Genomic DNA, 24,003 nt, shown 5'->3' on the forward strand with positions numbered 1-24,003 from the left:
CCTATAGTTTTTCCGAAAATTTTGAATTAGATGTTAATTCTTTTTTCAAAAGATGGAAGAACAAGAAAAGTTGATCTGGAAATAGTCCGACCTGAACAATCTCAATTAAATTATCTAAACAATTTAGTATACTTTTTCTATACTTATCCTGTTTTTTGTCTGCGACCAACATGAAATAGGATCCTAATGCTTTATAGGATCTTTGAAGACATTGCAAATAATAACATTCTTTAGCTCTCGAAAATCTATTATCGCTTAATTTTAAGAAGAGAAGAAATAGTCCCTGTCTCATCGCAAAAGGGATCGGTCTATACGCGTCGTAGAGAAGACTTGCGAGATCATAAAACGGAGTTCCCAATCTTGCATCTTGAAAGTCGATCAAGGTCAACTCTCCCTTTTCGGAAAGCATGATGTTCCTTGCATGAAAATCCCTATGGCAAAATACTTTTTCCGGGTATTCGGATAGAAACCCAGCAGCTTCTTGCATAAAAAAGACGACTTCGGGCCTAAGTTTAGTTTGAATTCCGAACATTTCGGAAAAGCGAGAATATGCAGAAAACGTAAACTGATTCTCGAAGTTCAATTTTTCGTAATCGAACTCTCTTCCTGTAACCGGGGACTCGGGTCTTGTTTTCTGTAATGCGATCAGGATATCTAAAGATCTGACCAATAGATTCCTATATTCCGCATCATCTTGAACGGAAGTTAGATCCGAGTCTCCCTCATCGGAGAGTAGCATAAGTTTATTGAATACATCTGTCTTATAGATCTTAGGTACTTTGAAACCGTGATGCTCTAAAAAATGTCCGACTTCTTGGAAATCGTGTTGGAAGACTTGGTCCTTGCATAGGATGCGAGTGTTTCCATCAGGATAGGTAGCTCTAAAGTATCTGCGAGCAGAGGCCTCCGGATTCAATGCATCTATCTTATCCGGGAATTTACCGTCTAGTGCGAGGAAGCGAAAATCTATCTCCCCTAAAACTTCGTTCATAACCTTTTAGGCTAGTTCTACAATTTGTCCGGAAAGACCAAGCGGAATTCCGTTCCTTTTTCCAACTCGGATTCAATTTCTATTCGGATCCCGAAAATATCCGCGATCTCTTTTGCCACAAACATTCCTAGACCAGTACCTTGGCCGGTCTTTTTAGTGGTGAAGTAAGGCTGAAAGATCTTATTCATGATCTCCTTACTCATACCAACACCGTTATCCTTGATCTTAACCATTGGATGATGGTTTTTCTCACCAACTGTGATCTCTATTCTTCCTTTGTTTTCTGTGGCGTCTGCAGAGTTTAAGAATATATTCGAGAATAATAGGCTCAATTGATCCGCATTCGAATGGACCGACGTTTTGTCGGAACTCCTATTAAATACGATTTCGCAATATTTGAGCCTGGTAGTTTTTCTAAAAACTTCTATAACGGACTCTACAACTTCGTTTAAATCTAAGGTCTCTCTATCCCTACCACTATCTCCCGGTTTTCCTAACTGTAATAAGTTGAAAGTCAGGTTCTTTAACTTAGTGATCTGATTCCATGTGACTTGGATCGCTTTATCTTTGATGGGTTCGTCCGCGTCAGGGAGTCTTGCAACTTCTATGAAACCTTGGATAGCTGTAAGTGCGTTATTGATCTCGTGTCCGATGCTGGAAGCGATTGTAGTTAGGAATGCTCTTCTTTCCGCATCGATCAGTTTTTCGGAGATAATATTCTTTTGAGTGATATCTCTAGCGATCCCTGTATAATATGTTTTTCCGTTTAGTTCGTATCTACAAACGGAGATATCAAAATTGAATTTTCCTCCGTCTCTGCCGACCAACTCTGCATTATGTAATCGAGCGATATTATGGTCGGATTTCCTCGTCATTAGATTCGCTACTCTTTCCAAGTAGGCTTCTTTATTTTCTTCCGAAATGAGTAATGTGATCTGTTGGCCTACTATCTCGCTTTCTTCGTATCCGAAATTCCGGATCGTAGCTTCATTCGCTCCTCGAATATAAAGATCTTCGTCTAAGGTGATGACACAATCTCCGGTGGTCTCAAGAATTAAGCTGTTGCGATAGTTTAGATCTTTGGACTGTTGAGCTAAATGAGTTTTTTCTCTTACTGCTTTTAGGATCTTTTTGGATTTTCTATCTCTATCTTCTTTCTCTTTGCGAGCGCTTTCTAAGGCGGCTAAAATGTTCTGTCTGCTGACTGGTTTGGAAATATAATCGAATACACGATTTCTAAGAGCTTCTTCTGCAGTATGAAGTTGTGGGTTCCCTGTGATCAGTATGACAGGTATATTAGAATTATATCTTTTGATCTCTCTTGCGACTTCGATGCCGTCTTTTCCGCCCATGAGTATATCGGAAATTACGATGTCTACAGCGTAGTCTCTTACGATCCTCATTGCGGATTCGAAATCTTCCGCTAAAAAAACGTGGTACCCTTCTCTGGAGATCACACGTTCTAAAGCGGTCCTGATTTCCGCTTCGTCGTCGATGATCAGAACGTTGGGATTTCTTTCCCTTGTCATATTTTTATAATATATAAGTTCTTCATACCTTTCCTACCGGTACTCGGACTGTGACCTTGGTGCCTTGTCCTGGATTCGATTCCAGGTGAATTGTTCCGCCATGGTCAGTGATGATCCTCTGAGAGATTGTCAAACCGAGTCCCGTTCCCTGTTTGGTTCTCCTGGTCGTATATAAAGGTAGAAAGGCCTTTTCCGCGACTTCGGCGTTCATTCCGGGACCGTTATCTTGAATGGTAAAACTCACCATCTCTCCGTTCAAATATAATTCTTTTCTAGCGGAAACTTGTATAAGAGGGTTTGCCGGTTTATGTTCCATTTCGGATATCGCGTTCACCGCATTTACTAAGCAGTTAATTAAAACTTGTTCGATTTCTTGCCAAGCTACAAGTATCTGAGGAAGTTCCGGATTAGTAACTCGTTTCAATTCGATTCCATTCTTCTTACAACTTACTTCTATTAACTCACAAGCGCGGAGAAGAATGAAATATGGAGAGACCAATTCTTTTTTTCTAGGAGCTCTTCTTCCTAGATCCAAAAGTCCTTTGATCAAATCTCGGATACGAAGTGCCGCTCCTTACACTCTTTTATAAACTTTTTTTCTTTCGATAGGATCCGGATCTTCATGTTCCAATAGATCTTCCAAATACAAAAGACTAGATTGAAGAGGATTGTTTACTTCATGGGCGATACCTGCGGCGATCTCACCGATCGAAGCGAATTTTGCAGTTTCGTATAATTGCCTGTCCAAAATTTTCGTTTGGGTAACGTCGGAGAAGATCAACATTGCAGCGACCGGTAGATCTTGGTATTTTTTCAAAGGAAGGAATTTTATAGAAAAGTAATTCTCCTCTTCTCCCAAAAGTACCATTGAAAAATCGAAAAATGCAGCTCTTTGTGTACGAATACATTCTTCTAACTTGATCCTAATTCCTTTTTCGGCTTCTTCCGGGAATAGGGCAGGGAATTCATCCTGCACATCTACATTTAGGAATTGGAATAGGTAAAATTTTAAGATCGGAGCGACTTCTAAAACTTTTCCATGAGGATCCAAGATCACGATCCCGTTATTCATGGAGGCGAATAGGTTCCTGAGTTTCATCTCCGAAGCACGGATCAATTCTTCGTTCTTCTTCTGTTCAGATATATCCAAAAGTAATAATATAGTTCCGATCCTATTTCCGTAGTCGTCTTTTAAGGAAGAAGAAGCCAATAGAAAAGGCACCTCGTGCCTTCCTCTTATAGTGATCCTTGTTTCTGCTCTAGAGCCTAATAGGATCATATCCGCTGCTTCCGGATCCAATTTGAGAAGGTCTCTTACTTGAATCCCCACGATCTCTTCTCTGGAGATGCCTAAAAGAGAACTAATATTGTTATTTACGTAAGTAATAAATCCTTCGTCGTCAGTGGAGAGAAGTGGGACTTCCAACGAGTTTAGTAGTGCGCCTTGGAACTGTAATATTTTCGCGGTTTCTCTTCTTTGTTTTTCGATCCTCAGGTATTGTAATGAGGAAAGTAGATCTTCTACGATCTCGAAATAAAGATAATTCTCTCCGGAATCGAAGGCCATATTCTCTTTGGAGATGATCTGGATCCCACCTATAATTTTCCCTTCTTCTCGGATGATTAAGCTTAAGGATCTTCTAAAGTCCTTTGCTACTAACGCTTCTTCCCATTCCGGATAAACGTTGGATCCGAACTCGTAGATATGGAATTGTTCACGACCATCTAATAGGGATTGGAAAGGAGATTGGGATTTTTTTTCTTCCCAAGCGTATTCTAAATTTTTTCTCCATTTAGGATCCAAGTCAGATTGTATGAGTATTTGATCCGTGCCGTCTTCTCTTCGATAGAAACCCCATACCAAACTATAATGAGGATTTTCCTTAAGAGTGTCGCAGATCTTTTGGAATAAGGTACTTTCCGAACTCAAACGTAAGGATCTTAAGTTCAATTTTAGAAGTCTTAATGTCCTAAGAATACTTTGTAGATAATAAAGCCTGAGTTCTATTTCTCTAATCTCTGATCTTTGGTAAATATGAAAGATTAAAGGAGAGTTAGGAGATTGAGAGAAAGCGTTGATCGTAAAATCCGCGAGAAGTAATGTCCCGTCTTTCTTTCTCAAATTCCAAAGAAGAGATATTCCCAATTCTTCCGCACTATTGCCATAATTTCCACCGATACTGTCCGGACGGGCGAGTAGATTGCCTAAGGAAATTTGTTTTAATTCTTCCGGATCATAGCCCAGAATAAGAGAGGCTTTCGGATTCGATCCAAGTATACTATAAGTTCCGGGCTCTAGGATCAGAATTCCTTCCTGGGCAGGAAAGAAGGCTTTTTCTAATAGTAGAACTAACTCCCGGTTATCCATGGATTGTAAATAATATCGGATTTCCACATCGTAAAATTGATTTGGATTCCTTGCTAGTTTCACCTAGAGACGGAATCATTGCCTCAATCTATGGATTTTGTATACGAACTTTTTCTTAAGAATTATACCAGACAAAAAATTCGTTTTATGGAGAAGGAGCTGGGATTCCAAAAGTTGCATTTGGATCTGGGCGGACATAAAGTTTTCTTTTTGAAGAGACCTTCCGAAACTAAATCCGGAAAAACTCTATTTTTCATACACGGACTTTTGGATTCTGCGACTGGTCTCAGACGTTTGGCTCCTTATTTACGAAAAGATCTCAATTTGATCTTTCCGGACATTCCCGGATTCGGATTAAGTCCCCTGCCGAAATTGAAATATTTGTATCAGGTGGATGTCTTTGCGGATCTTCTATACAACTCCATCCGCAAACTCGAGTTAGACGATCTGGTTCTCGGTGGGCATTCGATGGGTGCATTGATCGCGATGCTCATTGGGATCAGGGATTCGAACCGTGAAAAAAGAGTGAAAAGACTCGTATTACTTGCTCCGGGAGGAATTCCCCATCCGCAAAGAGATGAAATGAGAAAATTACTTTTTCCTTCGAAAACCGAAGAGATCGAAAGGCTTTTAACTGCATTGTATCAGGAGAACGTGCCGGAACTGGGTGGTCTGGCAAAAAAAGCCTTACTAAGCCAATGGAATAATTCCGCTCATCATTTTTTGACGGAGAATACTTTAGATCGTGAGAAAGAGATCTTTTTAGGCAAAAAACTTTCCGTAGTTTCTCAAAAAGCCCTGATCATTTCCGGAACGGAAGACCCGATCACTGACCCTCCCATGGTCAAAAAATTACATTCTTATTTAAAACATAGTAAGCTGGTTTGGATCCGGAATGCGAAACACGCATTACATATGGAAAGACCGAAAGAAGTTGCAGATCAAATAAATCTTTGGCTCTAAACTTCTAATTTAGTCCCTTGAATAAGTGATTTGTTTTAAGAGTTGATCCTTTATTAAACGAATTGGATAAATTTTTTCCTAAATGGAAATAAATTATTAATAAATGATATATTCACGTTAGAAGGTCTTTTTAGGCCTTTCTGAAAATATTATCCCTCGGAATGAAAAGTCGGACAGTCAGGATCGAAAAAATTAGAAAAAAATTCGATCTCATTCTCTAAAAAAATCGGTAAACAATCTAGTTCGGAACAATTTGATAAAAATAAAAAAAATATCCGAGCTTACGTCCGTGTTTTTTCAAAAACGAATATAGAAAATAGAATCAACAATTCGTAATGCAGGGGCCGACAGGCGGATACAAAGATGGAAAAAGTAAAGATAGCTATAGTAGAAGATAATCCTGAGTTCGCGCAAAATTGTGCGAACACTCTCTCTATAATGGAAGAAGTGGATAAAGTTGAAGTTTTTTCTTCGACGGAGGATTTGTCCCAAAATCACGAGAGCAAATTCGATCTAGTTTTTATGGACATCGTTCTTAGGGGAAAGTCCGGGATCGATTATATAAAGGAAAGATCCGATTTTGATGACGATCCTAAATACGTTATGCTTTCTACATTAGAGTCCGACGATGCGCTAATTCAAGCGATGAAGGCTGGAGCAGTTGGATTCGTTTTGAAAAAAGATCTAAAAGACATTAAAGAAGTAACTAGGATGGTAATGCAAGAAGGAGGAATACTTTCTCCGGGAGCTGCGGCAAAAGTGATCTCTTTTTTCAGAAAACCTCCTAGAAAAGAAACTCATTCCTTAACTCCAAGAGAGAGGGAAATTTTGAATCATATCATTAACGGATCCAAAACTAAGGACATCGCGCGTAACTTTGGCACGAAAGAAGGAACTGTCAGGATACAGATCAAAAGTATTTTTAAAAAATTACAAGTAAACTCCAGAGTGGACCTTGTTAGGAAGTATTCTCATTTCTAAAAAGAGACTAATCCAAACGGTTTAATTTTATAATGACAGAAGGAATTATTTTTTGCGACACGTAGATATTAGTTTTTACCGAGGCAGAAACAAAAATACTCATTCGCATAAAATAAACGGGAAACTTGCTTTCACTGGATTGTTACTAGTGTATGGTATACGGTATGATGGAGATCAGAGAAACGGAATGGTCCGAAGCTCTTGCTCGTCTCGCCGTGGTAGTATCCACTTATAAGCATGTAGGAAGTACTACAGATCAAGTTTTTCTTGCATGCGAGTCCTTATGGGCGGATTGGGATGGCTTCGAACCCACCGGACCTGATTGGCTTCAAGGTTTTGAAGAATCTATGGACGAAGGCGAGATGTTATATGCAGCCGATTCGTTCTCACAAGTCAGAGCCCTGTTAAGGGAGAAATTAGACGCAGTCAATATCACATTCGAAAACGGGGATGATTCCGCAATAGGTGGATTGATCCTTGAACTCGCGGATGGGATTTATTCACTCTTAAGCGGTCCGGAGGATCCTGACAAAACTGTAGAATCGGTTTTGATAGAAGCAGAGAAACTTTTGGAAATTTTGTTGGAGTCCAATGATCTTAAATTTCCTGAAGATGAAAATTTGGCTTCGATCGATTTGGATCAAGTAACCGATCTAGGGGAAAGAGAGATCTTGAGAGAATTGATATCCGCTTTCGAGCTTGCTCTTGATTCTAGGCAGAGTGGAAAAGCGTTATACTTGTTGATGTCTAGGCTCTTTATCGTTCATTGGAGTTTTTATAGATTGAGAGTTGCTTAATTATTTGTTTTTTCTTTCCCTAAACGTATTTCGATCCTTAGGGTTTCCGCTTCTTCTTCGCTGATCCCGATCTGCTCCAGCATAAAAGTTTCTAATTTTTTTCTCCAAAGTTCTATCTCTTCTTCTCCTTTTAATCTAGGAACATAAAAGGGTTCAGATAAACAAAACTCTGCCTTAGAAAAAAGTTTTGGTACAGGTGTCCTATCCCAACTCTGAAAAATCTTATACCGATCGTATTTCGCAAAATAAGTAATAATAGGATATCCTGTCATAGAAGCTAACTGAATGATCCCTGGTTTTAGAGTATAAACCGGACCTGTAGGCCCGTCAGGAGTGATCAAACTTATACTTCCGTTTTTAGCATCATGAACTAAGGCCTTTAAAGCGGAAGCTCCTCCTCTTTTACTAGAACCTCGTTTCGGCCTCATTCCAAAATGTCCGATCACTCTTGTGGCTAATTCTCCGTCTTTAGATCTAGAAGCCATAGGAATGACCTCTAAGCCAAAACGTTTTACAAAAAATTTATATGTGAAGTCGATTACGAACGGGATCTGATTATGCCATAAGGCGAGAACGAAACCTTGCTGTTTTTGAAGTAACGTTTCAGTTTCTTTGGGGACCTGTATCTTGGTCCAGCGTACGGTTAAATAAATGAATTTTAATATAATCGTGGCTAAAAGAGAATAGATCGCCATCTTTATATTCGACTTCTCTCTTGGAAAAACGGTAAGAGAAATAAACTGATGGAAGAGAGCGCTAATCCTAAACTTTGTTTGAATATCTCGGAATCTAAGTCGGGTTTTGGATTATCTATAAAAATATAAAATCCCCAGACGAAGTATCCAATTCCGATCGCTTTACCTAGACCCGCGACTAAGATCCTATTTCCGGGATCACGAAAGATAGAAAACCATTCCGTAGAATACAATAAGCTTACTGTAATATAGGTCGGTATCCAGACTTCCGGTTCGTAGCTAAGAAAACTGAAGCCTGCAAAAATCACCCAAACGATTACGATAAAGATCCGAAATAGATTCGAAAGAACCCGTTTCATAACTCAGGGAAGGATTTTCCCCGGATTCAGTAAGTTTTTGGGATCTAAAGCCTTTTTGATCATTTTCATCACTTCTATCTCTGCGGAAGAGCGGGAGAAATGTAGGAAGTCCTTCTTTAAAAGCCCGATCCCATGTTCCGCACTTATAGATCCATGATGTTTTTGTAATAGTTCGAACATGGAAGGATCTACTTTTTTGCATTGAGAGAAAAATTCTGCATCCGAAAGATCTTTCGGTTTTACTATGTTTAAGTGAAGGTTTCCATCACCGATATGACCGAAAAGTGCGATCTCGAATCCTGGGTATTTAGAAGAAAGAAGTGCATTCATATCTTCCAAGAATGGATTCATATTGCGAAGAGGTAGGGAAATATCGTTTTTATGAACGGTATAGTCGATTGAAATGGACTCGCTGATCCCCTCTCTGTATTTCCAGAAAGTTTCGGCTTGTCTTGAGTTTTGAGCAAGGCTTCCGTCTGAAACGAATCCTTTCTCAACAATAGTTTCTAAAAATGAGAAAAGTTTTTCTTCGTCCGATTCTTCAGTAATTTCGAATTCCATTAAAACATAATATGGACTACTTTCCGAAAAAGGATCCGGAACATGTAGATGATCCATTACTTTGTCCAGACAGTATTTCGTTAAAAATTCAAAAGCAAGAATAGGTAAGGACATATTATGAGTCTCTTTGAATAACTCTAATATGGATGGGAAATCCGGGACCGCAGTGAATAGGATCCGATTCTCTGCAGGCTTTTTAGTTAATTTTAATGTACATTCGGTGATGATCCCGAGTGTTCCTTCCGATCCGATAAACAGATGTTTAAGATCGTAACCTGTATTGTTTTTAAGGATCTCTCCGTTAAATTCCAGTATCTCTCCTGTTCCGGTTACAACTTTTAAACCTAATACCCATTGGCGAATGAGTCCATAATGGACCACTCTTACACCGCCTGCGTTCGTTGCGATGTTTCCTCCTATATGAGAAGAACCAGTGGCGGCAAAATCAACAGGGAAATAAAAGCCTCTTTCTTCCGCTTCTTTATGCAGGTTTTTAGTGATCATTCCGGCTTGTACGGTTAAGGAGCCGAAAAATGGATCGAAATCCAATACTTGATCCATCTTAGAAAGTGAGATAACTATCTCTCCGCTTTTGGCGACAGCTCCTCCTGCATATCCTGTTCTTCCACCGGAAGGAACGATCTTCAGATCGTTTTCATATGCGAACTTTACGATCTCTGAAACTTCTTTTGTATTTTTCGGGAATGTTAGGATCTCATAATCAGGAGTATATACTTTCGTTCTATCCGTTCCGAAGGAGAGGAAAGTTGCTTTGTCCATTTGGGTTTCGTCTTTAAAAAAAACCCTTTCTTCTCCCAATACCGCTTTGAGTTTATTTTTATTTTCCTGGCTAATGCTCATGTTTATTCCGCGAAATTCATCCTTTCGATTTGGCTATCTACAGGTTTTTCCCCTTCCGCTCTTTCTCTTTTTCTGTATACTCCGTCGGAAGAGAGTAGTCTTGCTTTTACGTTGTCCCTGATCTGAACGTCCAAGATCTTTTTGATCCTATCCTTGTTTTTTGCCTCTAAGATCGGGAATAATACCTCGATCCTTCTTTCGAAGTTCCTAGGCATACAATCCGCAGAAGCGAGGAAGATACTTTCTTCCCCACCGGATAAGAAATAATAAATACGCGTATGTTCCAAAAATCTTCCCACAATCGAAATTACGGTAATGTTCTCGGAAATTCCAGGAAGCCCTGGTTTTAAACAACAGATCCCTCGAATGATCAATTCGATGATCACTCCTTCCCTGCTTGCATTATACATTGCTAATATAATATTCGGATCCACCAGGCTGTTCATTTTGAAAATGATCCTGGCGGGCTTTCCTGCCTTTGCGTTCTCGGTCTCTTTTTCGATCAGAGTTAAGAATGTGGATTTTAGGTTATGAGGAGAAGCCGCGAGTTTATTCAAAAAAGGCATCTTTGCATAACTTGTGATCGTGTTGAAGATCGTTGATACGTCTTCAGTAATCTCTTTATTTACCGTGAAAAAGCTAAGGTCGGTGTAATATTTACTCGTAGTGGAGTTATAATTCCCGGTTCCAAGATGCACATAACGTACTAGATGTTCTTCTTCTCTTCTTACGATCAGCAACATTTTGCAATGGATCTTTAATCCGACTACACCGTAAACTACGTGGACCCCTCTTTCTTCCAGCTTTTGGGCCCATTTGATATTTCTTTCCTCGTCGAATCTTGCTTTTAATTCCACAAGGACCGTGACTTGTTTTCCGTTCTCTGCTGCCTGTCCTAGATACTGTATGATCGGGGAATCTCCGCTTGTACGATACAAGGTCATTTTGATCCCAAGTACTTTCGGATCCTCGCTAGAGATCCTTAAAAGATCTTCGATTGCATTGAAGGACTGATAAGGGTGATGTAATAATCTTTCTTTCTTCTTGATCGCGTCGAAAATTTTCTCTGGGGATTCGAATTTGAGAGTAGTCTTTTGTTGAAAGAACGGATACTTAAATTTAGAAGTATGTTCCAAACCGTAAAAATACATTGAGTCGCTTATGTTTAGAATGGAAGAAACTTCGAAGATCTCGTTGTCTTGAAGTTCCAAAAGATCCTTTAAAGTATTTCTTACGAAAGAAGAAGTTCCTTCATAAATATCCATCCTCACGGCATCCCCCCAAATACGGTTCCGGATCTCTTTTTTCATTGTGATGAGTAAATCTTTTACGGAAGCCTCTTCGTCTATGGAAATGTCCGCGTCCCTTACGATACGGAACGGATAAATTTCTTTTACAGTCATTCCGTAGAACAAGTCATGAACATGCAGTTTGATGATCTCTTCCAAAGGAAAAAATCTTCTGGTCTTTCCTTCTCCTTTTAATTGTAAGAAGCGAGGGAGAACAGAGGGCACTTGCACTACTGCGAATAGATCTTTTTTTAATCCTGTTTTTTCATCGTCGGTCGTAAGTACAATCGCTAGGTTTAAAGATTTATTAAGTATATGAGGAAAAGGGTGAGAAGGGTCGATAGAAAGAGGAGTCAAGATCGGAGACACATCTTCTTTATAATAATGTTTGATATCTTCTATCTCGTTTTTATTAAGTTCTTCCGGGTTTAAGATGAGATGGATCCCATTCTCTTTCATTTGGTCTAGAGTGAGGGTTAAAGTTTCATACTGCGTGGCTACAAAACTTCTGACCTTATTAGAGATCTCTGTTAAAATTTCGGATGCCCTGGAACCGTTTAGACTTTTTTCGTCGTTCCCTTCTTCTAAAATATTTTTTAGACCTGCTACCCGAACCATGTAGAACTCATCCAAGTTCGATTCGGTGATACATAAAAACTTCAGGCGCTCTAAAAGAGGATTGTCCGGATCGTTTGCTTCTTCCAAGACCCGTTTGTTAAAATCCACCCAAGAAAGTTCTCTATCGAAAAAGATGTCCGGGTTACCGAGATGGATCGGCCCCTGTTTTCCGTTTCCTCCGCTTCCTAATGATTGGGTTTCCGGCGATTTTATCTTTTGGGCCACAGATTTTATCCTACTTTCTTCTGGTTTAAAATCGACAGGCCAAGAGTCAAGTCTGCTTTTCGGAACGCGAATTCTGACAATTTGGATACACGGAATCAACTTTCCGGATAAGAGATCTCAAAATTTAAGATCGAGAATTGACAGAGATAAACTAGTCTGATAGACTGGTTGAATGATTGCAGAAGCAAAAGAATTGCCTATTAACGCCTTCGAAGCAAAAACAAAGTTCTCTTCTTTGTTACGAGGGGTTCAAGCGGGTGAAACGTATCTAATCACCTTAAGAGGAGAACCTGTCGCCCGTTTATTGCCTGTATTCAAACATACAAGTTATATGGAATTTTTAGAAACTTTAAGCCAGGCAAAAGATTTGAGAAATAAGATCAAAGGGCCTATTCCTATTTTAGAATATAAGGAAGAAGGCAGAGAAGTTTGAATCGACTTGTATTGGATGCAAGTGCGACTGCTGCCTTATTTCTTCCGGACGAAGATTCTGAAAAGATAGCAAATGTTTTAACGGAATATCAAAAACAAAATCCGAACGTTCCGTTTCTTGTACCTTCCATTTGGTGGTCCGAGATCACTAATATTCTTTTAGTATCTTTTAGGAGAGGTAGGATCAAAGAAGAAGAATTTCAGACTTCTTTGTATTTACTTTCTCGTATTCCGATCGAAACGGATTTTGTGAAAGGTACAGGATATCAAAATGCTCTCATCGCAATCGGAAAAAAAGAAGGTTTGTCCGCTTACGATGCAACTTATATAGAGTTGGCTGAAAGAAAAAAGGCGAGTCTTCTAACTATCGACAAAAATTTGGATAAGATCAGAAAGAAGCGAAAGATCCCGAGATAATCCGCTTCTTAAATATCCTTTAACTTAAAAGTTTTCCTATATTCCTTGCATCTACTAGATAAGGATTTCGGATCGTTTCCGAAACCGAGATCCAAAATTTTCCAGTAACGGGACATACAAAAGAATAAAGTTTGAACTTAGGAGCAACGTCCTTTAAAGAAGAACATAGTTCCGAATAAAGGAATTCTTGCTCTTGTCTCGCTCCCGCTTTTTCCAAAAGTTCTGCGAATGTTTGGGCTTTCGCATATTTTACCCTCTCTTCTCCCGAACTTTCTTTGGCTCGTCTTATGGTTTCTGCTAATCCTTTCGGATTTGTTCTTTTGTCCTCACTTGAAAGAAGTTGTTCGTGAAATACTGAAAGTCGTTGGAATAGCTTAAGTTCGGAAGATTCTGCCGAAACTGGAGCGGATACTGAAACTACGGATGCTGTGGCGATATATGCAAATACGTTGCGCATAAAAATTCTCCTATATTATAAAAATTAAATATTTAAGGAGAATTTTCTAAATGATAAGTCGGATTGTCTCCAGATTTGAATCGAAAGCGATCGTATGAGACGGCGCCTCGCAGACAGAAAATAAGAATCCAGGATCAAAGAAAACGTTTAAAGGAGAAGATCCTTCGTGAATGGAGAAGGTTTCCGTTTCCACCTTCTCCGATTCTTTTTCAAAAATGCCTAATGGGAGAACCCCGGAATGAGAGAGTTCCGACTGAAGATTCAGTTTGTCGCTTTGTTTACTGATCGTATAGGAATTTCCGGATTCGTTAACTGAGACCGTTAGCGAAAAACAGAAAACCAAAACGTTTATGATCAGCTTGGCAAACATTTGTGATTGGACCGAAAGAAATCTGGAATCGTTTCCTTTTTATAGTCGGTTGGATTTAATTTTTACGAAATGATCCAATTTTCAATATGGATTGACCTTTGAAGGATCATTGCCCAATATTTCAGCATGATAGATCCGGAATACTGTGTCGCAATGGCAGAATATAATCGCTGGCAAAATGATTCTCTCTTAACAATTTCTGAAAAATTAAAACCGGGTGAATTGGAAGAAGATAAAAGATTATTTTTTGGATCTATGGCGAAGACATGGAATCATATCGTTATGATGGATCTATCTTGGTTGGATCGATTTCACTCAAGACCTGTACAAAAGACGAATTTCCAAGAAGAGCAGTTTTCAGGCCTTTCCGAGCTGAAAATACTTAGGACAGAATTAGATTCGACGATTTTGAATTGGGTCCAAACCATTACCAAAGAGTGGTTGGCGGAAGACCTGAAATTTTACAGTTATATGTACAAAAGGGAAATCACTCTTCCAAAATGGCTTCTTCTTACCCATTTTTTCAACCATCAAACCCATCATCGCAGCCAAATCTCTACAGGTTTATTACAAAGCGGATTAGATTATGGAGTGACCGATATTCCGTGGAATCCTTTTTATCCGAAGGGAAGATGATATATTCAAAAAACATTATGAATATTTCCGTTACGATTCTACTTTCGTTCGTTTTTTCGTTGGTATGGAATTGTGCCTCTGCAGAAAAAGTGGAACCTCGTAAAATTGAGAAGATCATGAAAGTTAGAGCGGGGGGCGGCCTTAGGCTTAGGATCGCTCCCGATATAAAAGCCCAAAAGATCGACGTGGTTCCGGACGGCGACGTAGTGGAGACTTTCGGTGAGAACGGAGAGTTAGAGATCCAAGACGGAAAACAAGGTCGATGGGTGAAAGTGAAATGGAAAAAGAAGGACGGTTATGTATTCGGGGGTTTTCTCGAATTTATTAACGTAAAATAGCCGATATAATATTACAGAATTTTAAGGAATTCCTTTGAGACGTCTTAGAAACCAATTTATAGAGATCATATCTTTTCAGAATGCTGCAGGTTATTTTGCGGCAATTACTTTCTTTGTTACATTATTCTCTCTTTTGATCGATTCGAAGATCGGGGTCCTCACTCCGGAAATGTTGGAAGGTGGAAGATGGTGGAACGCAGGACTTTTCGTTTTTCATTTACTTTCTCCCAATGAGATCCGCGCAAGTTCCTTCGGCCCATGGTTGTTTTTGATCTTTTACACTTATCTAGTATTTTCAGTCGGAAAGTTATTGGAAGAGGACATGGGTTCTCTTCGTTTTAATCTATTTTTCTTTTCTTTAATATTCTTCATTACTATCGGCGGGGTTCTTTCTCTTTATTATCCTTTATTCGTAGATACTAAAATGATCTATGATTGTTTATTATTGGCACTTGCGATCCGTATGCCGAATATCGAGTTTTTCATTCTCCCTATTCGAATGAAATGGATCGGGATCGCATTATTCGTATATTTATTCTGGGAAAGAGCGGATGAAGTTCGTTTGTATTCTTCTGGTCTACCTTGGGTAGGATTACTTTTCGGATTTTCCAGTCTGGCATTATTTTTCGTAAAAGATATGCTTGGTTCCAAGGTGAGGGAATATAAAACTTCCAACTGGAAAGCGAAACAGACCGAAGTTTTTACCGTTCATCGTTGTTATGTTTGCGGGGCGACGGAGGTGTCGGATCCTCTTTTGGAATTCCGTTATTGTGTGGATTGTGAAGATAAGGAATATTGCGAAAAACATCTTCATACTCATGCTCACTCTTAAACCGAGAGTTCTCTAAACCCTATCCCTTAAGAACGGCTTTTATTTTCAAAAGGCCGTTCAAATAATTTCCAGGCCTTTTAAAGCGGATTGACTTTCTTTAGGTCCAGTATGAAGTTTTCCGACGCTTCGGAATTCCAGGTATTTTATCCGGGATTTTGTAGGAAGATTTTTCCGTGACTGCCGTCGTTTCTTGGTTCGAAGAGTTATTTGCCTCTCTCCCTCTTCCATTTTTGGACATATGGGGAAGGTTCGGTTATATAGTCGGGATTTTCCTAATGGTTTTCGCCTTTGGGGGTTTTACCTTCCGCCCAGGTGGTCGCTGGGGATTCGGGCGTCAGAAACAAAGTTGGGACACTCAGGCTTTCTTAAGTATTCCATTCACTTTTGTTCTGATCTTTTTTACCGGATATTTAGGTTCTTTCATAGTTTTAGTTCCCGGTGCACAAACATTCGAATCTCTTAAAGATCTCGCAGTCTTTTTATGTATTTTATTATTCGGGTATCCTGCCTTACTTGCCGTTCCGTTTGCTTACGGACTTTCCGATCTGATCGAAGGAGTTCCTCCGAATTTTTTATTCGATTGGATCTTAGGATATTTCATTAATCCTGCATGTTTTTGGATCGCTTATGAATTGATCGGAAGGGATCCGGATTTCAGAAGAATAAAGACCTGGGGTCTATATTCTATATTCGTAATGTTATTTATGGGCTTGGAGCCACAGCTCTGGGGTTATATTTGTTCGGCTCAATTCACTCCGGAGATCTCATACAGAAATATCACTCCTGCATTATTTTTTACCACGGGAGTAACATGGGTCCTGGCTCCTTTTGCGATGCTTGTCGCTTTACCTTTTGCAAAAAGATACGGTTTCTTCTGGCGAGAAATTCCAGGCCATACCAGGGATTTGATCTTAAGTTACAAGGAATGGTATTGGCAGGCAGAAGAAAAGCCGAATAAGACCGCCCCTTTGAATCAAGGGATCCCGATCCGTATGTTCTTAGTTGCGCCGTTTATACTTTTAGTCCTGATCATGGTTGCTGCGACTGCATATCTTACCTTAAGGAGTTCGGAGGCGGCTTCAGGTAAACTCGCTAGTAGACTTCATCAAGAGATCTCGGAGAATATTAATTTGCGTTTGGATGATTATCTTGCACGTTCTATTAAAAAAACTCCGGAAGAAATATCCTTATTATTAAAAAATACGAATATAGCAAGGCACGGGCGCGCGTTTATAGTGGATCGGGAAAAGAAATTGATCGCTTCTTCGGACCCCAAATTTGAGATCTCCGGTCTTTCTATCGATAGTAAGGATCCGGTAGTCAAAAATTCCGTAATTTCCATACTGAAAGATTATGAGGATCTATACGGAGTAAAATTCGCGTATCAATTTCGTTTCGATATCGTAAATGCGAAACCAGTATCCAGGGAAACTTGGCTCACCCAGGTGAATCCTTATGTGGATCATACAGGACAATACAATTGGATCGTGATCGTTGCTATGCCTGCTTCTTATTATCTAGAAGGGGTCCAAATCGGAAATAGTGAATCTGCAAAAGTTTTCGCGGTAGCGTTGACCTTGGCCTTGTTGATCGCTGCTTTACTCGCAGGAATTGTTACTTCACCGATTCGTAATATATCCAGGGCGAGTAGGGCGATGGCAGAAGGGGATTTTTCTCAAAGAGTTCCTTTTAGTAAATTGGAAGAATTGGGAAGTTTATCCGTTTCATTCAATCATATGGCAGAACAACTACAAGAGTCCTTTCTCAAAACAAAATCCAGCGAGGAAAGATCTAGGGACCTTGTGGATACTACTCCTGGTGTGGTATGGGAAGCGGATGCGATCAGTTTCGATTTTACTTTCGTTAGCCAGCAGGCCGTAAGTTTGCTCGGTTACGCAGTAGAAGAATGGAAGGTTCCCGGATTTTGGGCGAATCATATTTATCCGGAAGATAGAGATACTGCCGTTCAATACTGTGTTGCCTCTACCGGAAGATTGGAATCCCACGAGTTTGAGTATAGATTTGTCAAAAAGGACGGAACAGTCGTTTGGCTTAGGGATTTAGTGAAAGTAATTCCTGAAGGGAATAAGCCTAAATACTTGCGCGGTGTGATGGTAGACATCACGGAAAGAAAATTATTCGAAGAAAAGTTTTTAGAAAGGAACAGATTCGTAGAATCCATTTTGGATATTACTCCGGATATTCTTTATATCTACGATATTCGAGAGAGCAGGAATATTTATAGGAATAACGGGCTTCAAAGAATGCTCGGATATTCTATGGAACAACTTCAGGCAATGCAAAATGGAGTGGTCCAAACGTTGATGCATCCGGATGATTTTAGAGAGTATATCACGAATATCATTCCTAAATATTTAAGAACGGCGGACAAAGATCTTATAGAACATCATTATAGAATGAAACATAAGGACGGGACCTGGCGTTGGCTCGTTTCTCGCGAATTAATTTATAAAAGAGATCTAAATGGGATCCCGATCCAAATTTTCGGGATCTCTAACGATATTACTGAAAGTAAAACTGCAGAAGAAACTATCTTGGATCTAAATGCAAATCTGGAGCGCAAGATCGATCAACGTACTGAAGAATTAAAGAGGTCTAATGCTGAATTGACCGAGTCTTTGGAATATCAGAAAAAAATACTAAAAGAACTAAAAGAAACTCAAAGTCAGTTACTATTATCCGAAAAGTTAGCTGCGCTTGGGCAATTGGCGGCCGGAATGACCCATGAGTTGAATACTCCTTTGGGTGCGATCGTTTCTTCCAACAGGGCAATCTTGGATATTCTTTATGAAGAAATTAAGGAGATGCCAGATCTTCTTCTTAAACTAGATCAAAAGGAAGCCGAAAATTTCAAACTTATCCTGGAGGAAAGTTTGAAGGAAGTCTCTCAAGTAGAGATTTTACCGAATCGTTCTCTCAGAAGAGAATTGAGCCTGATGTTCAAGGAATCTGCAGTACCGGATCCGGAGACTGCAGTGAATCTGATCCTAGAACTTGGAATTCATAGATTGGGAGAGAAACTACCTGAACTTTTAAAATCAAAAAATTCCATCCAAATGTTAAGCGCAGTCTCTTCTATTTCCTCAGTGGTTCGTTTTAGCAATGTTATTTCTATTGCGACCGGAAAAGCTTCTTATGTGGTGGACGCTCTAAAAAATTATTTGAATCCGGGAAATCAAGACGGAGACGAAGAGTTAATCGCCGTCGATATAGAACTCGAACTTGAGACGATCATAGCGTTGTATCATAATAAGATCAAATACGGCGTAGACGTAGTGCGGAATTACCGTACAAAAGAACTTTGTCTGGGAAACCCTGACAAGTTGAACCAAGTCTGGATGAATCTATTAAATAATGGATTGCAGGCTATGAACTACAAAGGTAAAATCGAAATTTCGATAGAAAGAAGAGAGTCTTGGATTGTAGTCTCCTTTATAGATTCCGGTGAAGGAATTCCGAAAGAGATACAGGATAAAGTTTTTGATCCGTTCTTCACCACGAAAAACCCGGGAGAGGGGATCGGGTTAGGTTTGGATATCTCTAAAAAGATAGTGGAGAAGATGGGTGGAAAGATCGAATTCGAAACGGAGCCAGGCCGAACCCGTTTTGATGTTTGGTTAAAATCTGTTCAGAGATAAAGAGGGATCGATTGGAAACCGAAACAAAACAAAAGGCAATCCTTTGCGTGGATGATGAGGCGATCATACTGATCACCTTACAGAAAGAGCTTAGAAAACAGCTTGGGAACTTATTTCAATATGAAACCGCAACCAATGCGGAAGAAGCTATGGAAGTCATAGACGATCTTGTAAGTGTTGGAGTGAACGTGATCCTGATCCTTTCTGATTGGTTGATGCCTGGAATTAAAGGTGATGAATTCCTGATCTTAGTTCATAGAAAATATCCTGATATTCGATCTATTCTGATTACTGGACATGTTGACGCTGCAGCGGTTGACAGAGTAAAAAGAGAAGCAGGTACTTACACCGTAATTTCCAAACCTTGGGATGTGAATAAATTGATGGAAGCCGTAAAGGTTTGCTGCAATTTGAATTAGAGCAAATGTTATAAGAAACTCTGCCTAAGGGCCGGATATTTTGACCTTCAAACTAACACCGGTTCATTCTGATCACAACTTTCAGAAAACGAATTGACCTTTCTCTTTCTAAGAAGATACTTTATTATCTCTTAAAGGAATCTTCTTACGATGCTCCAGAATAATTATTTTAACGATGTAGCGGATCTGCGACTTCACTTCGACCATATTATCAATTGGAAGGAGATCGTGGATTCATACGAAGGCGGATTTACCGACGCTGCTAAATACAAAGCAGGGGACGAAAGATTTGCCGCTGCTCCTTCGAGCGTGGATGAAGCATTAGAATATTATAAAACACTATTGGACTCCGTGGGTGAGTTCGCAGGTAAAGAGATCGCACCTTTTGTGGCCGATCTGGATAAGGTCGGAGTGAAATTCGAGAACGGAAAAGTGGTGTTTCCTGAAAAATTATTGGAGATCGTAAGGAAAGCGAGGGATGCGGGATTACAACCTACCGGGTTCTCCAGAAAATACGGCGGCCTCGGAGTCCCTTGGACGGTCCGTGCATTCTTCAGTGAAATTTTATATAGAGTGGATGCTTCCGTTTGTATTTCCATCGGTTGTGTGAACCTAGCGGAGATTGTAGAAAAGAACGGAAGTGAGGAATTAAAAGACGAATGGTTGCCTCGTTTAGCTGCAGGAGAATTTGCATGCGCGATGGGGCTAACAGAACCGGATCATGGTTCGGATCTTCCCGGTCTTAGAACAAAGGCGACTCATAAGGAAGGAAATACTTATCTTCTAAACGGTACTAAAAGATTTATCACCCAAGGTTGTGGAACAGGAGAAATTCCTGCGATCCTTCTACTTTTAGCGAGGACAGGAAATCCTGGAAGTGGCGCGAGAGGACTTTCTTTCTTTTTAGTTCAATCCAAAGACATTCAAATTGCAGGCATAGAGAAAAAAATGGGACTCCATTGTTCTCCTACATGCGAAGTTGTTTTAGAAAATACTCCTGGGATCCTGATCGGAGAAGAGGGTCACGGGCTCATCAAACATACGATGGGAATGTTGAATGGGGCTCGTATGGGAATTTCCCAGCAAGGAGTTGGGATCGCACAGGCTGCGTTAGGTGAGACTAAAAAATATACTTCCGAAAGGATCCAATTCGGTAAACCGATAGAGACAATTCCTGCAGTTCGAAAAATCCTTCGTAGAATGGAGAGAGAGACAATGGCAATGCGTTGTCTGATGCTCGAAGGTGCAAGAGCAATGGACCTATATTATTTCAGAGGAGATCACCTGAGAGAAAAAGGTGCTACTGAAAGAGATCTAAAATCGGATGTAGTTTTGAAATATTGGGAGAAACTTGCGAGTATCCTCACTCCTATCTCCAAATTCTATTGTTCAGAGTCTTGTGTGAAGATCGCAGGAGACGCAGTTCAATTGCATGGAGGTGCCGGATTCACGGAAGATTATGATGTTTCCAGAATATACCGTGATGCAAGGATCACTACTATCTATGACGGGACTTCTCAGATCCAAGTCAATGCAAGTATCGGCGGTGTCACTACCGGTATGACGAGTCATGGTTTCTTACGAGAATATATAGAGAACGAATGGACCCATTTCCCTACGGAAGAAACCAAAGTGTTGTCCGATGTTTGGGACGGTTTCCAAGAAGCGGTCGCAATGTACAAAGAATTGTCTACTTCTGAAGAAAGAGAAGAAACTGCGGACGAGATCGTTTGGGCTTCCGCAAGACTTCTTTCCGGATTATTATTTTATCGTTCTACGCTTCGTATCCCTGAAGAACTTAGAACAGAAAGACTTTCTCATGTGGAAGAGTACAATCTGGATAGCCTCGGATATATGGAAGGTCTGAAGGCAAAGTTGAAAGTGAAGATCTCAGCTAGGCAAACTGTATAACTCTTTTGAATCTTCTTCCCTTAGTGGCTTCGCGTGGAAATACGAATAGATTGCGATTTGGGTTCACGCAAAGGCGCGAAGTTAAGAAGATATATGATATAGAATCCGCAAGGGATGCGAAGGGCTTTAGTCCCAAAGGGACGAGGCGACTGCCGAGCCCGTAGCAGCCCGGTCTTTGCAAAGCAAAGATGCGGCCAATCAGTCCTAAGAATTTTTTTTATGTCACTTGAATGGCCTCTTTAAATCGTTAAAAAACGAGAATTATAGTCTCTAAACGCTTATACTTTTGGGAAATCGGTCGATGGATTTAAAAGGAGGGGACTATGCCCGCATTCTCTATTCCGGGACTGAGTTCCGGCCAGGACACGAACCAAATCGTAAAAAAACTGGTAGAGCTTGAAGCGAAGCCGATCCGCCGTTTGGAAAAACAAAACGGTTTCAATCAGGCTCAGGTCAAGGCATGGGCGGACCTAAAAACCCTCGCTACGGATCTTCAAAATAAGACCCGCGAAATTACTTCTTTTACAGCTCCTTTTGCAACCAAATCCATTGTCTCCGATCCCGAAGGTGTGATCACTGGGGACGCAGCACGTTCTGCTAGTAGCGGAAAACGTAAAATAGATGTGAAGGAACTTGCAACCTTTCATCAGATCTCCGGAGATCCGATCGATTCCGAGAGAAAGATCCCTGCAGGCACTTTTAAAATTTTATCCGGAGATATTGAGAAGGAGATCGAGTTCCAAGGCGGGACCATTCGTGATCTTCATCTTACGATCCGTACTGCAGCAGCAGGGATCGCTCAACCTACTTTAGTAAAAGTTGATCAAGATAAAACTGTTTTAACTCTAGCTGCTTCTCAGTCCGGAAAAGACAATCAATTGAAATTCGATGATTCGAATGGGGTTTTAAAAGCGGCTTCTCTTGTAGGAGGAATGCTTCCTCAAGATCCTCCCCAGTCTTTTTATCTTCCTTGGGAAGCAAGCCAGACGAATGTATTTCAACCTGATAAGTATGGAATGACTGCGGATGCAAGACCCGTATTTATTCCGGGAAATGCTGAGAAAAAAGAACCTTCTAAGATCAAATTAACTGGCAAACAAGCATTTCAATTTCATGTGGATGCGAAAGAGGGGAAGAAGGGAGCAAGAATAGAAGCTACTCTTTCCGAACCTCTGGAAGAAGGAGAATCCATTTCTCTCGGGGTCATTTACGATCAAGACGAACAAGATAAGGTCCTACTCGAGCCTGCGTATCATAAAGAAGGAAAGATCCGTATTACTTTTAAAGCACCTATGGAAGGTAAGAAGATCCATAAGGTAATCGTGGTCAATCAAACCGGAAAGGAAAAAGAATTCTCCAATTTTAGATTCGTACTTCCTGCCGAATTTAACGGCGCAAAGCCTGCTAAGACTATTGTAGAAGCTAAAGATGCCGTCTTTACTATAGACGGGATTGAAGTGACCCGCCCTAAGAACGAAGGACTTACGGATGTTTTGGACGGAGTTCTATTGAACCTAAACAAAAAGAGCGAAGGTCCAGTAATCGTAGATATCAAAGTGGATTCTGCAAAAGGGATCCGGTTGGTGAAAGAATTCATAGAAGCATATAATAATGTTCTAAAATACTCCAAGGACGCTACTGCTGTGAACAGAGAGTCCGGAACAAGTGATTCCAAATTGGACGATCCGGATATCGCGAGATCCTTCTGGGAAGGAAAAAGTAAAACCGGGATCCTTGCAGGGGAAAACTCTGTGATCCGTTTGGTTGCGGGGTTGAAATCCGTGACCACTGCTTCATTTCCTGCCTACCCGAATTCGGAGATTAGAACTCTTTCCGATGTAGGAATTTCGACAGGAGATGTTGGAAGTAAATGGGCGGATATCCAAGAAGGACTTCTGACTCTGGACGAGGCTAAACTTTCTGCAAAACTTGCGGAGAATCCGGACGCAGTAAGGCATTTATTTGCTCAGGATACGAACTCTGATGCTAGAATGGATACCGGAGTAGGGATCAATCTAGTCGAACATTTAAAACCTTATACCCAATACGCGGGCGGTTTGGTAACGAGCAAAATTAAATTATTAGAAGAGCAGGTCTCTGATAATAACAAAAAGATCAAAAACTTCGAATCCCATCTTTTGAGTTACGAAAAAAAACTCAAAGAGAAGTTCCTGTACATGGAACAGGGTGTGGGTAAAAATAAGGCCGTCGGGTCCTATCTGAACAATAATTTGAGCAGAGGACAGGGCGGAGACGACGGTAAATAGCGGAATTATAATATAGGCGGAGGAATCA

The 24,003-nt window shown here is 40.3% G+C and carries 20 protein-coding genes and 1 pseudogene; 12 read left to right on the forward strand and 9 right to left on the reverse strand.

Annotation, left to right across the window (positions count from 1 at the left end):
• Position 1: 1 nt before the first annotated feature.
• The 3 genes and pseudogenes from EHQ64_RS06320 to EHQ64_RS06330 all read right to left on the reverse strand — a co-directional run bounded on the left by EHQ64_RS06320 (position 2) and on the right by EHQ64_RS06330 (position 4,888).
• Positions 2–991 carry a phosphotransferase gene (locus EHQ64_RS06320; RefSeq protein ID WP_135648644.1) on the reverse strand — a complete coding sequence of 330 codons (990 nt, stop codon included), beginning with the start codon at positions 989–991 and terminating at the stop codon, positions 2–4.
• A gap of 17 nt (positions 992–1,008) precedes the next feature.
• Positions 1,009–2,520, reverse strand: a complete 1,512-nt coding sequence (locus tag EHQ64_RS06325) for a hybrid sensor histidine kinase/response regulator (protein ID WP_135648645.1) — start codon at positions 2,518–2,520, stop codon at positions 1,009–1,011.
• A 22-nt stretch (positions 2,521–2,542) separates the two neighbouring features.
• Positions 2,543–4,888 (reverse strand): annotated as a pseudogene (locus EHQ64_RS06330) (two-component system sensor histidine kinase NtrB).
• 90 nt (positions 4,889–4,978) lie between these two features.
• Between EHQ64_RS06330 and EHQ64_RS06335 the strand changes: the two are divergent.
• From EHQ64_RS06335 to EHQ64_RS06345, 3 genes are all read left to right on the forward strand, one after another.
• A complete protein-coding gene (locus tag EHQ64_RS06335; RefSeq protein WP_135648646.1) occupies positions 4,979–5,851 on the forward strand; it encodes an alpha/beta fold hydrolase in 873 nt (290 codons plus the stop codon).
• A gap of 363 nt (positions 5,852–6,214) precedes the next feature.
• Positions 6,215–6,832: a response regulator gene (locus EHQ64_RS06340; protein ID WP_135648647.1), complete on the forward strand. Its 618-nt coding sequence runs from the start codon at positions 6,215–6,217 to the stop codon at positions 6,830–6,832.
• Between the two features lie 164 nt (positions 6,833–6,996).
• Positions 6,997–7,629, forward strand: coding sequence for a hypothetical protein (locus tag EHQ64_RS06345; protein WP_135648648.1), 633 nt, complete (start codon positions 6,997–6,999; stop codon positions 7,627–7,629).
• Here EHQ64_RS06345 and EHQ64_RS06350 read toward each other — a convergent pair.
• From EHQ64_RS06350 to ppk1, 4 genes are read right to left on the reverse strand one after another with little or no spacing between them, the layout of a single operon-like run.
• Positions 7,626–8,330 carry a lysophospholipid acyltransferase family protein gene (locus tag EHQ64_RS06350; RefSeq protein WP_135648649.1) on the reverse strand — a complete coding sequence of 235 codons (705 nt, stop codon included), beginning with the start codon at positions 8,328–8,330 and terminating at the stop codon, positions 7,626–7,628. The two genes, EHQ64_RS06345 and EHQ64_RS06350, sit on opposite strands and share 4 nt — an antisense overlap.
• The gene (locus EHQ64_RS06355) at positions 8,327–8,683 is read right to left on the reverse strand and encodes a hypothetical protein (RefSeq protein ID WP_135648650.1); all 357 of its coding nucleotides are present in this window, start codon (positions 8,681–8,683) and stop codon (positions 8,327–8,329) included. The genes EHQ64_RS06350 and EHQ64_RS06355 overlap by 4 nt, the downstream gene beginning before the upstream one ends.
• Positions 8,684–8,686: 3 nt before the next feature.
• The gene (locus EHQ64_RS06360; protein WP_135648651.1) at positions 8,687–10,105 is read right to left on the reverse strand and encodes an FAD-binding oxidoreductase; all 1,419 of its coding nucleotides are present in this window, start codon (positions 10,103–10,105) and stop codon (positions 8,687–8,689) included.
• Positions 10,106–10,107: 2 nt separating this feature from the next.
• Positions 10,108–12,237 (reverse strand): polyphosphate kinase 1, encoded by a 2,130-nt coding sequence (gene ppk1 / locus EHQ64_RS06365; protein WP_135648652.1) that lies wholly within the window; start codon positions 12,235–12,237, stop codon positions 10,108–10,110.
• Between the two features lie 172 nt (positions 12,238–12,409).
• Here ppk1 and EHQ64_RS06370 point away from each other — a divergent pair, with 172 nt between their 5' ends.
• Both EHQ64_RS06370 and EHQ64_RS06375 read left to right on the forward strand, forming a co-directional pair.
• Positions 12,410–12,670, forward strand: coding sequence for a type II toxin-antitoxin system Phd/YefM family antitoxin (locus EHQ64_RS06370; RefSeq protein ID WP_135648653.1), 261 nt, complete (start codon positions 12,410–12,412; stop codon positions 12,668–12,670).
• A complete protein-coding gene (locus EHQ64_RS06375; protein ID WP_135648654.1) occupies positions 12,667–13,086 on the forward strand; it encodes a type II toxin-antitoxin system VapC family toxin in 420 nt (139 codons plus the stop codon). Before EHQ64_RS06370 ends, EHQ64_RS06375 begins: the two co-directional genes overlap by 4 nt.
• Positions 13,087–13,105: 19 nt before the next feature.
• Here EHQ64_RS06375 and EHQ64_RS06380 read toward each other — a convergent pair whose 3' ends face one another.
• Positions 13,106–13,543, reverse strand: coding sequence for an LIC13259/LIC11441 family protein (locus tag EHQ64_RS06380; protein WP_135648655.1), 438 nt, complete (start codon positions 13,541–13,543; stop codon positions 13,106–13,108).
• A 46-nt stretch (positions 13,544–13,589) separates the two neighbouring features.
• Positions 13,590–13,913 carry a hypothetical protein gene (locus EHQ64_RS06385; RefSeq protein ID WP_135648656.1) on the reverse strand — a complete coding sequence of 108 codons (324 nt, stop codon included), beginning with the start codon at positions 13,911–13,913 and terminating at the stop codon, positions 13,590–13,592.
• A 126-nt stretch (positions 13,914–14,039) separates the two neighbouring features.
• Between EHQ64_RS06385 and EHQ64_RS06390 the strand changes: the two genes are divergently transcribed.
• From EHQ64_RS06390 to fliD, 7 genes are all read left to right on the forward strand, one after another.
• Positions 14,040–14,549, forward strand: a complete 510-nt coding sequence (locus EHQ64_RS06390) for a DinB family protein (protein WP_135648657.1) — start codon at positions 14,040–14,042, stop codon at positions 14,547–14,549.
• Positions 14,546–14,887: an SH3 domain-containing protein gene (locus EHQ64_RS06395; RefSeq protein WP_246048606.1), complete on the forward strand. Its 342-nt coding sequence runs from the start codon at positions 14,546–14,548 to the stop codon at positions 14,885–14,887. Before EHQ64_RS06390 ends, EHQ64_RS06395 begins: the two co-directional genes overlap by 4 nt.
• 34 nt (positions 14,888–14,921) lie before the next feature.
• Positions 14,922–15,719, forward strand: a complete 798-nt coding sequence (locus EHQ64_RS06400; protein ID WP_135648658.1) for a hypothetical protein — start codon at positions 14,922–14,924, stop codon at positions 15,717–15,719.
• Between the two features lie 173 nt (positions 15,720–15,892).
• Entirely contained in the window at positions 15,893–19,378 is a 3,486-nt protein-coding gene (locus EHQ64_RS06405) for a PAS domain-containing protein (RefSeq protein ID WP_135648659.1), read from the forward strand.
• An 11-nt stretch (positions 19,379–19,389) separates the two neighbouring features.
• Positions 19,390–19,797 carry a response regulator gene (locus tag EHQ64_RS06410; RefSeq protein ID WP_135648660.1) on the forward strand — a complete coding sequence of 136 codons (408 nt, stop codon included), beginning with the start codon at positions 19,390–19,392 and terminating at the stop codon, positions 19,795–19,797.
• A gap of 150 nt (positions 19,798–19,947) precedes the next feature.
• The gene (locus EHQ64_RS06415) at positions 19,948–21,708 is read left to right on the forward strand and encodes an acyl-CoA dehydrogenase family protein (RefSeq protein ID WP_135648661.1); all 1,761 of its coding nucleotides are present in this window, start codon (positions 19,948–19,950) and stop codon (positions 21,706–21,708) included.
• A gap of 323 nt (positions 21,709–22,031) precedes the next feature.
• Positions 22,032–23,975, forward strand: a complete 1,944-nt coding sequence (gene fliD / locus EHQ64_RS06420; RefSeq protein WP_135648662.1) for a flagellar filament capping protein FliD — start codon at positions 22,032–22,034, stop codon at positions 23,973–23,975.
• Positions 23,976–24,003: the final 28 nt, after the last annotated feature.

The organism is Leptospira sarikeiensis, assembly GCF_004769615.1.
Lineage (GTDB): Bacteria > Spirochaetota > Leptospiria > Leptospirales > Leptospiraceae > Leptospira_B > Leptospira_B sarikeiensis.

Coding starts and splice junctions, on each gene's coding strand:
- EHQ64_RS06320 (WP_135648644.1), bottom strand. CDS start 991: ATGAACGAAGTTTTAGGGGAGATAGATTTTCGCTTCCTCGCACTAGAC.
- EHQ64_RS06325 (WP_135648645.1), bottom strand. CDS start 2,520: ATGACAAGGGAAAGAAATCCCAACGTTCTGATCATCGACGACGAAGCG.
- EHQ64_RS06335 (WP_135648646.1), top strand. CDS start 4,979: ATGGATTTTGTATACGAACTTTTTCTTAAGAATTATACCAGACAAAAA.
- EHQ64_RS06340 (WP_135648647.1), top strand. CDS start 6,215: ATGGAAAAAGTAAAGATAGCTATAGTAGAAGATAATCCTGAGTTCGCG.
- EHQ64_RS06345 (WP_135648648.1), top strand. CDS start 6,997: ATGATGGAGATCAGAGAAACGGAATGGTCCGAAGCTCTTGCTCGTCTC.
- EHQ64_RS06355 (WP_135648650.1), bottom strand. CDS start 8,683: ATGAAACGGGTTCTTTCGAATCTATTTCGGATCTTTATCGTAATCGTT.
- EHQ64_RS06360 (WP_135648651.1), bottom strand. CDS start 10,105: ATGAGCATTAGCCAGGAAAATAAAAATAAACTCAAAGCGGTATTGGGA.
- EHQ64_RS06370 (WP_135648653.1), top strand. CDS start 12,410: ATGATTGCAGAAGCAAAAGAATTGCCTATTAACGCCTTCGAAGCAAAA.
- EHQ64_RS06380 (WP_135648655.1), bottom strand. CDS start 13,543: ATGCGCAACGTATTTGCATATATCGCCACAGCATCCGTAGTTTCAGTA.
- EHQ64_RS06385 (WP_135648656.1), bottom strand. CDS start 13,913: ATGTTTGCCAAGCTGATCATAAACGTTTTGGTTTTCTGTTTTTCGCTA.
- EHQ64_RS06390 (WP_135648657.1), top strand. CDS start 14,040: ATGATAGATCCGGAATACTGTGTCGCAATGGCAGAATATAATCGCTGG.
- EHQ64_RS06395 (WP_246048606.1), top strand. CDS start 14,546: ATGATATATTCAAAAAACATTATGAATATTTCCGTTACGATTCTACTT.
- EHQ64_RS06415 (WP_135648661.1), top strand. CDS start 19,948: ATGCTCCAGAATAATTATTTTAACGATGTAGCGGATCTGCGACTTCAC.
- fliD (WP_135648662.1), top strand. CDS start 22,032: ATGCCCGCATTCTCTATTCCGGGACTGAGTTCCGGCCAGGACACGAAC.